This window comes from Tabrizicola sp. T46 (assembly GCF_057219895.1).
Genome location: NZ_JBXVVV010000002.1, coordinates 197,757 through 210,214 on the forward strand (window position 1 = coordinate 197,757; position 12,458 = coordinate 210,214).

Annotated in this window: 10 protein-coding genes; 6 read left to right on the plus strand and 4 right to left on the minus strand. The window is 68.2% G+C overall.

Annotated features, from left to right (window positions below):
• Positions 1–30 precede the first annotated feature (30 nt).
• A complete protein-coding gene (gene mnmC2, locus AC2D9V_RS08460) occupies positions 31–705 on the minus strand; it encodes a tRNA (5-methylaminomethyl-2-thiouridine)(34)-methyltransferase MnmC2 (protein ID WP_484713627.1) in 675 nt (224 codons plus the stop codon).
• A gap of 46 nt (positions 706–751) precedes the next feature.
• Here mnmC2 and AC2D9V_RS08465 point away from each other — a divergent pair, with 46 nt between their 5' ends.
• Positions 752–1,786, plus strand: coding sequence for an NAD(P)/FAD-dependent oxidoreductase (locus AC2D9V_RS08465; RefSeq protein WP_484713628.1), 1,035 nt, complete (start codon positions 752–754; stop codon positions 1,784–1,786).
• A 74-nt stretch (positions 1,787–1,860) separates the two neighbouring features.
• Here AC2D9V_RS08465 and AC2D9V_RS08470 read toward each other — a convergent pair whose 3' ends face one another.
• The 3 genes from AC2D9V_RS08470 to AC2D9V_RS08480 form a co-directional block, all read right to left on the minus strand.
• Positions 1,861–2,403, minus strand: coding sequence for an NADPH-dependent FMN reductase (locus AC2D9V_RS08470; protein ID WP_484713629.1), 543 nt, complete (start codon positions 2,401–2,403; stop codon positions 1,861–1,863).
• A gap of 64 nt (positions 2,404–2,467) precedes the next feature.
• Positions 2,468–2,929: a GNAT family N-acetyltransferase gene (locus AC2D9V_RS08475; protein WP_484713630.1), complete on the minus strand. Its 462-nt coding sequence runs from the start codon at positions 2,927–2,929 to the stop codon at positions 2,468–2,470.
• Entirely contained in the window at positions 2,929–3,315 is a 387-nt protein-coding gene (locus AC2D9V_RS08480) for a GFA family protein (RefSeq protein WP_484713631.1), read from the minus strand. Before AC2D9V_RS08480 ends, AC2D9V_RS08475 begins: the two co-directional genes overlap by 1 nt.
• Before the next feature lie 269 nt (positions 3,316–3,584).
• On the opposite strand from AC2D9V_RS08480, the gene smc reads away from it, so the two are divergent.
• From smc to AC2D9V_RS08505, 5 genes are all read left to right on the plus strand, one after another.
• Positions 3,585–7,040, plus strand: a complete 3,456-nt coding sequence (smc, locus tag AC2D9V_RS08485; protein ID WP_484713632.1) for a chromosome segregation protein SMC — start codon at positions 3,585–3,587, stop codon at positions 7,038–7,040.
• Between the two features lie 290 nt (positions 7,041–7,330).
• Positions 7,331–8,581: a sarcosine oxidase subunit beta family protein gene (locus AC2D9V_RS08490; protein ID WP_484713633.1), complete on the plus strand. Its 1,251-nt coding sequence runs from the start codon at positions 7,331–7,333 to the stop codon at positions 8,579–8,581.
• Positions 8,582–8,593: 12 nt separating this feature from the next.
• Positions 8,594–8,878 (plus strand): sarcosine oxidase subunit delta, encoded by a 285-nt coding sequence (locus tag AC2D9V_RS08495; RefSeq protein ID WP_484713634.1) that lies wholly within the window; start codon positions 8,594–8,596, stop codon positions 8,876–8,878.
• Positions 8,875–11,814 carry a sarcosine oxidase subunit alpha family protein gene (locus AC2D9V_RS08500; protein WP_484713635.1) on the plus strand — a complete coding sequence of 980 codons (2,940 nt, stop codon included), beginning with the start codon at positions 8,875–8,877 and terminating at the stop codon, positions 11,812–11,814. The genes AC2D9V_RS08495 and AC2D9V_RS08500 overlap by 4 nt, the downstream gene beginning before the upstream one ends.
• Positions 11,807–12,367 (plus strand): sarcosine oxidase subunit gamma, encoded by a 561-nt coding sequence (locus tag AC2D9V_RS08505; protein WP_484713636.1) that lies wholly within the window; start codon positions 11,807–11,809, stop codon positions 12,365–12,367. Before AC2D9V_RS08500 ends, AC2D9V_RS08505 begins: the two co-directional genes overlap by 8 nt.
• Positions 12,368–12,458 lie beyond the last annotated feature (91 nt).

The window sequence follows — 12,458 nt, forward strand, 5'->3', positions numbered from 1 at the left end:
CACATCTGCCCGTCCAGAAGAATCCACCGGTCAGACTGCGGCCGAAAGACGCCCGACCGTCATGTGCCGCTTGCGCCCGAACCCGGGCCGGCGTTCCACCGCGAACCCGGCTTCCGCCAGCGCGCGGCGGACGTGCCCTGCGGCGGTATAGGTGGCGAAGGTCCCGCCCGGCGCGGTGTGGCGGGCAACCTCGGCCATCAGGTCGGGCGACCAGAGCTCGGGGTTCTTCGCCGGTGAGAAGCCGTCAAGGAACCAGGCATCGGCGCGGCCCTCCCAGCGCGGCAGGGTCGCGCGCGCATCGCCTAGGACCAGCGTCGCGGTCAGGTTCGGGAAGTGCAGTTCCGTCGCTCCTGTCGCCACTTGGGCGAGGAATTCGGGTGCGATCCGTGCAAGATCGGGAAAGGCGGCCAGCGCCCGCGCGATGTCATCGGCTGGCAGCGGGAAGGCCTCGAAACTGGTGTAATGCATGTGGCCTGGGCCGTCATGCGCCAGCACCGTCGCCAGAAGGTTCAGCCCGGTCCCGAACCCCAGTTCCGCGATCCGGAACCCGTCGCGGAACCGTCCCGGCAGGCCGTTCCCGTCCAGAAAGACATGCCGCGTCTCGTCCAGCCCGCCCGCCAATGAGAAGTATGGGTCGTCGAACCGCGTGGCGACCGGGATCAGGCCATCGCGCCAGCTCAGTTCGGGGTGGTCGGGCGGGGCCATCTTGGGTAGTCCTTTCGGGGCAAGGTGATGGGCCGGGGGCTGACGAATGGCAAGGGCGGATCTGACGGTGCGGGGGGCGGGGATCTTCGGCCTTTCCATCGCCTGGGCCGCCGCCCGGCGGGGCGCGCGCGTCAGGGTGATCGACCCTTGGGGTATCGGCGCGGGGTCCTCCGGCGGACTTGTCGGCGCGCTCTCCCCGCATGTGCCCGAGGCGTGGAATCCGAAGAAGCAATTCCAGCTCGAAAGCCTCTTGATGGCCGAAGGCTGGTGGCAAGCGGTGGAGGCCGCCTCGAGCATGGCCTCAGGCTATGCGCGGCTGGGGCGACTCCAGCCGCTGGAGGATGCGCGGGCCGTCGCGGCGGCAGAGGCACGCTCGGGGTCCGCCGCCGACCTCTGGCGGGGTGAGGCCGACTGGCGGGTCGTGCCAGCGACAGGCGCGGGCTGGGAAGCAGTCTCGCCCTCGGGCTTTCTGGTCCAGGACACGCTGTCGGCCCGCATCTCGCCCCGCATGGCGCTTGCATCTCTCGCAGCGGCGATTGTCACCATTAGCGGCGAGGTCCTGACCGAAGGCGAGGAGGTCGGGCCAGTCGTCCATGCCACCGGGGTTGCCGGGCTGCGCGACCTCTCGGCTGCGCTAGGCCAGCCGGTTGGGTCAGGGGTCAAGGGTCAGGCGCTGGCCCTGCACTTCGACGCCCATGACCGACCGCAGCTCTTCGTCGATGGGCTGCACATCGTGCCCCATGCCGATGGCACTGTTGCCATCGGTTCGACCTCCGAGACCGCATGGACCGATGACGGTACCGACGCGCAGCTTGACGGCCTTCTCGACCGTGCCGTCGCGGCGCTGCCCATCCTGCAAGGTGCTGCGGTCGTCGCGCGCTGGGCCGGGGTCCGCCCCCGCGCCACGACCCGCGCGCCCCTTCTTGGCGAATGGCCGGGACGGCCGGGGCATTACGTGGCGAACGGCGGTTTCAAGATCGGTTTCGGCATGGCCCCGAAAGTGGCCGAGGTGATGGCGGACCTTGTGCTGGAGGGGCGGGACGCGATTCCCGAGGGCTTCAGACTTATTGCCAAATCGTAAACGCCCACAAGCAACGCGTTGATTTCAATGGAAAAGTCAATTTTGACCACTGTGGTCACCAAGGTCGTCTGTCCTCAGGACACCCGCTCCGCCTCTGCCCGCAGGCCCTGCATCAGCTCGGCCAGCGCCTTCTGGTAGCGCGCGTCGATCAGGCGGCCTTCGGGGGTGAAGGCGTGGCTTGAATCGGCCACCATCACCTCCGGCCCGGTCAGAAGCCGGGGCCGGAACGGGGTGAGGGCAAGCCGGAGGGCAAACTGTGACCGGTCCCCCCCGGCGCGGCCGTCGGCAGCCGAAATCACCGCCACCGGCTTCTGCCGGAAGGGTGACCCCTTGGTGCGGCTCACCCAGTCGAGGGCGTTCTTCAGCACGCCGGGGAAGGACTTGTTGTACTCCGGCGTCGCGATCACCACCGCATCCGCTGCGGCGATCTGGTCGGCAAGGGTCTGGACCTCGGGCGGGATGCCGTGGGCATCCTCAAGGTCGCCGTCGTATAGGGGAAGGCGCAGGTTGGCCTCGGTATGCTTCGCCTCCCCAAAGGCCCGCCGCGCCTCGGCAAGCAGAAGCCGATTGGTCGAGCCGGCGCGGAGGGCACCGGGAATGCCGAGGAGGGTAAGCATCGGAAGGCCTCTGGTCGGGTGTCGGAGGAAAGGGTAGGGGCCGGAACCCCGGCGGCAAGCCGGATCAGGGAACCGGGCGGCGGAAGGTGATCGACGTCGGCCGGTCGTAGCCCGGATGGGCGGTGCGACCGACCTCGACGAACCCCATGGCGCGGAAGGTGGCCTGGTTCTCGACCAGCTCGACGCGGGTCTGGAGTTCCAGCGCGGGCAGGCCCAGCATCCGGGCGCGGGTCTCGGCATGGTCGACCAGCCTGCGCGCCAGCCCCCGCCCGCGGTGGGCCACCGCGACTGCCAGTTTTCCAAGGTAAAGCGCGTCCGGTTTCGGGGTCAGGAAGAGGCAGGCGACCGCAGGCTCATCGATGACCCAGACCTCACCCGTGCGGGCCTGTTCGGCGATGGCCTCAAGGGTAAGTTCGTGCATCGACGAGGGCGGGTCGATGCGGCCGTCCATGTAGGCGAAGGCCTCGCGGATCAGGGACAAGAGGGACGGCCAGTCATGGTCCCCTTCGGCGCGGAACGGGGTCATCACCCTTGCAGGCCGTCCGAGAGGTGGAGCCAGGGCAGCTTCTCGGTGATGAAATCGTGCTCGGTCGGGGTGAAGGCTGAGGGATCGTCCAGGGTCGCCGCATAGAAGTGACGCTCCCCCGGGATGCGGTCGCTGCGATAGGACATCGGCGTCCCGCAGGTCGGGCAGAACTCGCGGAAGGTGCCGGGAGAGGACTGGAAGGTGGAAGGGAGCGCGCCGGTCCAGGCCCATTCCCCGTCGGCCATGCCGAGGAAGGCGGTCACGGGCGAGGCGGTGGCGCGCCGGCAGCTTTCGCAGTGGCAGAAGGCCTGCCAAAGGGGCGGGGCGGTGCAGCGGTAGGTGACGGCGCCGCAGAGGCAGCGGCCGGTGAAGGGCGGAGTCAGCATGGGAGAAGGCTGGCATGGATGCCGGGTGGGGGCAAGGCGGTGGCGAGCTTGGGAAGCGTGGACCGGGGATATTCTGCCCCCCAGCCAATCGGTGTCTCGAACCGATGGCGAAACCGATTGGCTACCCTGAGGATATTTGGGCAAAAAGGAAAGGCTGGGAGCGCAAGATGTTGGGGATAAGCGGGACAGAAAGGCGAGATGATGGGGGGTCGGGTTGACTCTAGGAGGCTTGGGCGGGAACATCAGAGGGTGCGACTCGTGAGGTTCCGGTGCGCCTGACCCGGCTGCGGCTGAATGGTTTCAAGAGCTTTGTCGACCCCACGGATCTGGTGATCCATGAGGGTCTGACCGGCGTGGTCGGGCCCAATGGCTGCGGCAAGTCGAACCTTCTTGAGGCGCTGCGCTGGGTGATGGGCGAGAACCGGCCGAGCGCCATGCGCGGCGGCGGGATGGAGGATGTGATCTTCAACGGCGCCGCCACCCGGGGGGCGCGGCATTTCGCCGAAGTGGCGCTGGTGATCGACAACCAGGAACGGCTGGCCCCGAGCGGGTTCAACGATGCCGACCAGATCGAGATCGTCCGGCGGATCACGCGGGACGCAGGCTCGGCCTATCGCTGCAACGCGAAGGAAGTGCGGGCGCGGGATGTGCAGATGCTGTTCGCCGATGCCTCGACCGGCTCGCACAGCCCGGCGCTGGTGCGGCAGGGGCAGATCTCGGAGCTGATTAACGCCAAGCCCAAGGCGCGGCGGCGCGTGCTGGAAGAGGCGGCGGGGATCAGCGGCCTCTACGCCCGCAGGCACGAGGCCGAGCTGAAACTCGCGGCGACGGAGCAGAACCTTCTTCGCGTCGATGATGTGCTGGAGAACCTCGCGCAGCAGCTGAGCCTTCTGACGCGGCAGGCCCGGCAGGCGGCGCGGTATCGCGAGCTTTCCGAAGAGTTGCGGGTGCTAGAGGGGATGCACCTCTGGCGGCGCTGGCGCGAGGCGGACGAGGCGCGGGTGGCGGCCGAGGCGGCGCTGCGTGAGCGGCTGATCGCGCAAGGCCAGGCCGAGGCGATGGCGCGCGAGGCCGGCAAGGGGCGGGAGACGGCGGAAGCAGCCCTGCCGCCCCTGCGCGAGGAAGAGACCATCGCGGCGGCAGTCCTGCAGCGGTTGGTCCTGCAACGAGATGCCTTGCGCGACGAGGAGACCCGCGCACAGGCGGCCATCGAGACCCTGACCGGCCGGATCGCGCAACTGACGCGCGACATGGAGCGCGAGGCGGGCCTGAACCGCGACGCGGGCGAGGTCATCGAGCGGCTGGAATGGGAGGTGCGCGAGCTGACGCGCGCCCATGACGGGCACGAGGAGAAGCTGGCCGAGGTGGTGGAAGCGGCGCGGGAGGCGGGGGCGGTCCTTTCCGAACGCGAGGCTTCGCTGGCTGAACTGACCGAGGATGCCGCACGGCTGGCGGCGCGACACCAATCGGCACAGCGGATGCTGACGGACAGCCGGTCGGTGCTGGAGCGGGCCGAGGGCGAGGCTTCGGCGGCAAAGGCGGCCGTCGCTTCGGCCTCTGGGGCGCTGGAGGCGTCGGGCGAGGCGTTCCGGGCAAACGAGACGGCGCTTGCAGCGGCCGAGGCCGAGGCCCGGGCGACAGAGGCTGCGCTGGAGGCGGCCGAGACGGCGCGCGGCGAGACGCAAGGCAGGGAAGCCGAGGCGCGGGCGGCGCGGTCTTCGGCCGAAGGCGAGGCTTCGGCCCTGCGGGCGGAAGTGGCGGCGCTGGCACGTCTGGTGGAGCGCGAGGCGCATGCCGGGCATCAGTTGCTGGACCGGCTGGAGGTGGAGCCTGGGTTCGAAAAGGCCCTGGGCGCGGCGCTGGCGGATGACCTGCGCGCGCCCGAAGTTGATGCAGAGGCGCGGTCGGGCTGGGCGGTGCTGCCGGGCTATGACACGCCGCAGGCCTTGCCCGACGGGGCGGAGCCTCTGGCCGCGCGGGTCGGTGCGCCGGCGGTGCTGGCGCGGCGGTTGTCGCAGATCGGGCTTGTCTCGCGTGAGGACGGGTTCCGGCTGCAGGCGGCGCTGAACCCCGGGCAGCGGTTGGTGAGTGTCGAGGGCGATTTGTGGCGCTGGGACGGGTTCCGGGCCGGGGCAGAGGATGCGCCCAGTGCGGCGGCGCTGCGGCTTCAGCAGTTGAACCGGCTGGTGCAGTTGAAACGCGACCTCGAAGAGGTCGCCGCGCGGGCGGACGGGGCAAAGCGCGCGCATGAGGCCTTGCAGACCCGGCTGGCGGAGTTGGCAGCGGCCGATGCCCGGGCGCGTGATGCGCGGCGGGCGGCGGATGCGCGGCTCGCCGAGGCGAACCGGGCGCTGGCGCGGGCCGAGGCGGACCGGTCCATCGCGGGCGGCAAGCTTGAGGCGGCGCGGCTGGCGGTCAGCCGCTTCGAGGACGAGGCGATGGCCGCGCGCGCCCGGCTGAAGGAGGCTGAGGCGGCGCAGGCGGAACTGGGTGACCTTGACGCAGCGCGGGGGGCGGTCGAGGCGGCGAAGATCACGGTCGAGGCCGCGCGGATCACCATGATGACCCGCCGGTCCACGCAGGACGAGGTGCGGCGCGAGGGCGAGGCCCGGGTGCGGCGGCGGCAGGAGGCGACGAAGGAACTGTCCGGCTGGAAGCACCGGCTGGAGACGGCGGCGAAGCGCACAGAAGAGCTGACCGAGCGCCGCGCCGAGACCGAGGCCGAGCTTGCGGTGGCAGTGGTCCTTCCAGACGAGATCGCCGGCAGACGTGCGGCCCTTGTCGAGGCGATCGAGGTGGCCGAGGCGCGGCGGCGGAAGGCGGCGGATGCCCTTGCCGAGGCCGAAGGCGCCCTGCGCGAGGCCGCGATGGCCGAACGCGAGGCCGAGCGGCTGGCCGGCGAGGCGCGCGAGGCGCGGGCACGGGCCGAGGCACGGCTGGATGCCGCGCGCGAGGGCGTGGCGCTGGCCGCAGAGCGCATCGCCGAGGAAGACGACCGGACGCCGGATGAGCTGTTCCTCTCACTCCGCACCGATGCCGAGAAGATGCCGGATGCCGAAACGCTTGAGGCAGATGTCGGGCGGGTGAAGCGCCAGCGCGAGGCCTTGGGTGCGGTGAACCTGCGCGCCGAGGAAGACGCCAAGGCGGTCGAGGCGGAATATGATGCGCTCGCCGGCGAGAAGGCCGACCTTGAGGAAGCGGTGAAGAAGCTGCGGGCCGGGATCGCCGGGCTGAACAAGGAGGGTCGTGAGCGGCTTCTGACCGCGTTCGAGCAGGTGAACGCCAATTTCTCGACCCTCTTCACCCATCTTTTCGGGGGCGGCGAGGCGCGGCTGGTGCTGGTGGAATCCGATGATCCGCTGGAGGCGGGGCTGGAGATCCTGTGCCAGCCGCCGGGCAAGAAGCTGGCCACGCTGTCGCTTCTGTCGGGGGGTGAGCAGACGCTGACGGCGCTGGCGCTGATCTTCGGCGTGTTCCTGGCAAACCCCGCGCCGATCTGCGTGCTGGACGAGGTGGATGCGCCGCTGGACGATGCGAACGTGACGCGGTTTTGCGACCTTCTGGACGAGATGACCCGGCGGACCGAGACGCGGTTCCTGATCATCACGCACCATGCGGTGACGATGGCGCGGATGGACCGGTTGTTCGGCGTGACGATGCAGGAGCAAGGCGTCAGTCAGCTGGTCAGCGTGGACCTGAAGAAGGCCGAGGCGTTGGTGGCGTGACGCCGGGCGCTTGGTTAACCGGCTGGAAAGCAGAATCAGGCAGAACGGGGCGTGAACAAACCCACGCGGATGCTTTGCCATGAACAGCCTTCTGACCTTTGTCACCCTGCTTGCCCTTCTGGCCCTGACCGACGGGTCGCTGTCGGTCAACATGCCCGGACTGACCGGCCCGGTGGTCAACCGCGGGATCGAATAGCCGCGCTTCATGGCAGAAACGGCCAATCCGATGGCGGAAACGGATAGGTCGACACACCGCCTTCGCCCTAGAACGGGGCAAAGTGGAGGTGGTCGTGCGCTATTCCGGATTTCGTGTCATTGCCGAGGCTTTGACCGGGCACAGGGGCTGGAAGCCGGTCTGGCGCGACCCGGACCCGCAGCAGTCCTATGACTACATCATCATCGGCGGCGGGGGTCACGGGCTGGCGACGGCTTACTACCTTGCCAAGGAATTCGGCCAGGCCCGGATCGCGGTGCTGGAGAAGGGCTATCTTGGCGGCGGCAACGTCGGCCGGAACACTACGATCATCCGGTCGAACTACCTTCTGGACGGCAACGAACCCTTCTACGAATTCAGCCTGAAGCTCTGGGAAGGGCTGGAGCAGGACTTCAACTACAACGCGATGGTCAGCCAGCGCGGGATCATCAACCTGATCCACACCGACGCGCAGCGGGATGCCTTCACCCGGCGGGCGAATGCGATGATCCTGCATGGTGCGGATGCCGAAATGCTGACGCGGGACCAGGTGCGGTCGATGTACCCGTGGCTCAACTTCGACAACGCGCGCTTCCCGATCAAGGGCGCGATCATGCAGCGCCGGGGCGGGACGGTGCGGCATGACGCGGTGGCCTGGGGCTATGCGCGCGGGGCCGATATGCGGGGCGTCGACCTTATCCAGAACTGCGAAGTGACGGGCATGCGGATCGAGAACGGTCGCGTCCTGGGGGTGGAGACGACGCGCGGCTACATCGGCGCCAAGAAGGTGGGCGTCGCAGTCGCGGGGTCGTCGTCGAAGGTGATGGCCCATGCCGGGATGCGGCTGCCGATCGAAAGCCATGTCCTGCAGGCCTTCGTCAGCGAGGGGTTGAAGCCGCTGATCGACGGCGTGATGACCTTCGGCGCGGGGCATTTCTACGTCAGCCAGTCCGACAAGGGTGGCCTCGTCTTCGGCGGCGACATTGACGGCTACAACTCCTATGCCCAGCGGGGCAACCTGCCGGTGATCGAGGACGTGGCCGAGGGCGGGATGGCGCTGATGCCGGCAATCGGGCGGGTGCGGCTCCTCAGGACCTGGGGCGGGATCATGGACATGTCGATGGACGGGTCACCCATCATCGACCGGACGGGGATCGAGGGGCTCTATTTCAACGGCGGCTGGTGCTATGGCGGGTTCAAGGCGACACCTGCCTCGGGTTGGTGCTTCGCGCATCTTCTCGCGAAGGACGAGCCGCATCCGACCGCAAAGTCCTATCGCTTCGACCGGTTCCTCAAGGGCCTGATGATCGACGAAAAGGGTCAGGGCGCGACCCCGAACCTGCATTGACGGAATAAACGAATGATCATTCATCATCCGATCCTCGGGCCCCGCGATGCGCAGGAATTCGTCTATCTGGGCGACGCCAGCCTGATCGACCGGCCCGATGGCATGACCGCCGGGATCGAGGCGTTCCACGAGTATCTCTACCAGCGTACCAATCCGGCAGGAGAGCATCAGGAGCTTTGGTATCACGAACAGGGCGACCGGTCCTGGCTGGTGGTGACCCGGAATACCGTGACGCATGAGATCACCAGGGTGGAACTCGCGCGGGACGTGGCACGGGCGCGGGGACGGTCGAAATGAGCCAGTCCCATCGCATTGCAGGCGGACAGATCGACCGCACGAAGACCCTGCGCTTCACCTTCGACGGGCTGCCCTACCAGGGTCATCCCGGCGATACGCTGGCTTCGGCCCTTCTGGCCAACGGCGTGCGGCTGATGGGCCGCAGCTTCAAGTATCACCGCCCGCGCGGGCCGCTCTCGGCCGGTTCGGAGGAGCCAAACGCGCTGGTCGAGTTGCGGACCGGCGGGCGGCAGGAACCGAACACTCGTGCGACGGTCGCCGAGCTTTTCGACGGGCTGGAGGCGACAAGCCAGAACCGCTGGCCTTCCCTCCGCTTCGATGCGCTGTCGATCAACGACCGGCTGAACGCCTTCTTCGCGGCTGGATTCTACTACAAGACCTTCATGTGGCCCAGGTCGTTCTGGGAAGAGCTTTATGAGCCGATCATCCGCCGGGCCGCAGGTCTTGGGTCGGTCAGCAAGGAAGAGGACCCGGACCTTTACGACAAGGGGTTCCTGCACTGCGATCTTCTGGTCATCGGGGCTGGTCCGGCGGGGCTGATGGCCGCGCTGACGGCGGGGCGTGCGGGCAAGCGCGTGATCCTTGCGGATGAGGATTTCCGCATGGGCGGACGTCTGAACGCCGAGACCTTCGCGGTCGGCAGCGCCTCTGGCGCGGACTGGGCGGCAGGGGTTATGGCGGAACTGGCGACCCTTCCGAATGTCCGCCTGATGACGCGGACAACCGTGATCGGCGCTTTCGACCACGGCATCTACGGCGCGGTGGAGCGGGTGTCGGATCATCTGCCGGTTCCCGCGCCGGGCAAGCCCCGGCAGGTTCTGTGGCGCATCTATGCCGGCCGGGCGATCCTGTGCGGTGGCGCAACCGAGCGGCCGATTGCGTTCGAGAACAACGACCGGCCCGGGATCATGCTGGCGGGCAGCTTGCGCGCCTATGCCAACCGCTGGGGTGTCAAGGCAGGCGAACGTGTCGCAGTCTTCACAAACAACGACGACGGGCTGCGGACGACAACCGATCTCCAGGCCAAGGGCGTCGACGTGGTCGCGGTGATCGACAGCCGCGAGGGTGGTGATCTTTTGCCCGGCATTCGCCACCTGCGGGGGGCCGAGGTAATCGATAGCGCCGGACGGCTGGGCCTTACGTCAATTACGGTGCGGCAGGCGAACGGCAAGACCGAGACGATCGCGGTCGATGCGCTGGGGATCTCCGGCGGATGGAACCCGAATGTGAATATCCATTCACACCATCGGTCGCGCCCCGTCTATGACGCCGGTATCGCTGCCTTTATCCCGGGCCAGGATGGCCCGCCCGGCCTTCTGGTCGCGGGTGCGGCGGCTGGTGTCCTTTCGACGCATGGCGCACTTCGCACGGGTCGGGATGCCGCGGTCGCCGCACTTGGCCTGACCGGAGCGACGGAATTGCCGGAGGCCGAGGATGCGCCGGTCAGGATCTCGCCCCTTTGGCACGTCGCTCATGGCAAGGGGCGCGCCTGGATCGACCAGCAGAACGACGTGACGGTGAAGGACATCAAGCTCGCGCAGCAGGAGAACTTCACCAGCGTGGAGCATATGAAGCGCTACACCACGCTGGGCATGGCGACCGATCAGGGCAAGACCGGCAACGTCATCGGCCTTGCGATCATGGCGGAACTGACTGGGCGGTCGATCCCAGAGACCGGGACAACGATCTATCGCCCGCCCTACACCCCGGTCGCGCTGGGCGCGCTGGCGGGGCGGTCGCGGGGGAAGGAGTTCAAACCCTTCCGCCTGACGCCGTCGCATCACTGGGCGAAGGAGCAGGGGGCGGTCTTCGTCGAGGTCGGCAACTGGCTGCGGACGCAGTGGGTGCCGAAGGCCGGCGAGACGGAGTGGCGCCAGTCGGTCGACCGCGAGGTGCTGGCGACGCGGAAGTCGGTCGGCATCTGCGATGTGACCACGCTGGGCAAGATCGACATCCAGGGGACGGATGCGGGGGCCTTCCTTGACCGCGTCTATGCCAACACCTTCAGCACGCTGCCCATCGGCAAGTGCCGCTATGGCCTGATGCTGCGCGAGGACGGGATCGTCTTTGACGACGGCACCACGGCACGGATGGGCGAGCATGAATATGTAATGACCACCACCACGGCCAATGCGATCACGGTCTTCCGGCATCTGGAGTTCTGCCGCCAGTGCCTGTGGCCGGACATGGACGTGCAGCTGATCTCGACGACGGAGGCCTGGGCACAGTTCTCGGTCGCCGGGCCGAACGCGCGGCGGCTGCTTGAGAAGGTCGTCGATCAGGACATCAGCGATGTGGCCTTCCCCTACATGGGGGCGGGCAAGGTGACCGTCTGTGGCGGCCTCAGGGCGCGGCTTTTCCGGATCAGCTTCTCGGGCGAGCTCGCCTACGAGATCGCGGTGCCGACCCGATACGGCGACGCGCTTCTGCGCGAGATGCTAGCGCGGGGGGCGGAGTTCGATCCGGTGGTCTACGGGACCGAGGCGCTCGGCGTCACGCGGATCGAGAAGGGCCATGTCGCGGGGGGTGAGCTGAACGGCCAGTCCACGGCGCTGAACATGGGGCTGGGGAAGATGGTGTCGAGGAAGAAGGACTCGATCGGCATGGTCCTCAGCCAGCGCGAGGGGCTGACAGACGAAAACGGCTATCGGCTGGTCGGTGTGAAACCGGTGGACCCGGCGGGCAAGCTGACAGCGGGAAGTCACTTTCTGGAGATCGGCGCGGCCCCGGTGGCGGCGAATGACGGGGGGTGGCTGACCTCCAAGGTCTACAGCCCGCATCTAGGCTGCGACATCGCGCTGGGCTACCTCAAGGGCGGGGACCGGAAGATCGGCACCCGGATGCGCGCGGTGAACCTGGTGGGCAAGACCGAGACCGAGGTCGAGATCGTCTCGCCCCATTTCTTCGATCCGGAAGGGGAGCGGCTTCGTGGCTGACCTCATGGCACTGACGGCGCTTGGCGCGCGAGAAGCGGCGGTGGTGACCGTCGGTCCGCTGACGATCACCGAGCGGATGGACGTGGCGCTGGCTTCGGTCGCGGCGCGTCGGGGGCGGATGGCTGACCTGACCAAGGCGGCGAAGGCGGCGGGGGTGCCACTGCCTGATGCGGCGCGTCATGTGGCGGGCAGTCCCTACGCCGCCTTCTGGGTCGCGCCGGAGATGTGGTTCGTCGAGGCGCCCTTCGCGACGCATGAACTGATCGCCGACAAACTGGTCGCGGCCCTCGGCCCGGCGGCCAGCGTGACCGAGCAGACCGACGCCTGGGTCGCCTTCGACCTTGCCGCCCCCGACCTTGCGCCGCTTCTGGAACGCCTGTGCAACGTGGATTTCCCGGCGGCACCAGAAGGTTACGCGACGCGCACGGTGATCGAGCATCTGGGTTGCTACCTCATCAAGCACGGCCCCGGCGACGTGCGCCTCTACGGCCCCCGGTCCAGTGCGGCCAGCCTTCTGCATGCGCTCGAGGCAGCGGCGGCCTCGGCCTGGTAGCCCGGGCAACGTCTTCGGCAAGGGATTGACTCGGGAAGCCTTGTTTCCCGATAGTGAAATTCTGTGACGCGTAACCAAGCGGGGCCGGACG

What these genes read in the sequence shown, in the direction of transcription:
- AC2D9V_RS08465 (WP_484713628.1), top strand. Translation starts at nt 752, where the DNA reads ATGGCAAGGGCGGATCTGACGGTGCGGGGGGCGGGGATCTTCGGCCTT.
- AC2D9V_RS08480 (WP_484713631.1), bottom strand. Translation starts at nt 3,315, where the DNA reads ATGCTGACTCCGCCCTTCACCGGCCGCTGCCTCTGCGGCGCCGTCACC.
- AC2D9V_RS08470 (WP_484713629.1), bottom strand. Translation starts at nt 2,403, where the DNA reads ATGCTTACCCTCCTCGGCATTCCCGGTGCCCTCCGCGCCGGCTCGACC.
- AC2D9V_RS08495 (WP_484713634.1), top strand. Translation starts at nt 8,594, where the DNA reads ATGATCATTCATCATCCGATCCTCGGGCCCCGCGATGCGCAGGAATTC.
- mnmC2 (WP_484713627.1), bottom strand. Translation starts at nt 705, where the DNA reads ATGGCCCCGCCCGACCACCCCGAACTGAGCTGGCGCGATGGCCTGATC.
- AC2D9V_RS08475 (WP_484713630.1), bottom strand. Translation starts at nt 2,929, where the DNA reads ATGACCCCGTTCCGCGCCGAAGGGGACCATGACTGGCCGTCCCTCTTG.
- AC2D9V_RS08500 (WP_484713635.1), top strand. Translation starts at nt 8,875, where the DNA reads ATGAGCCAGTCCCATCGCATTGCAGGCGGACAGATCGACCGCACGAAG.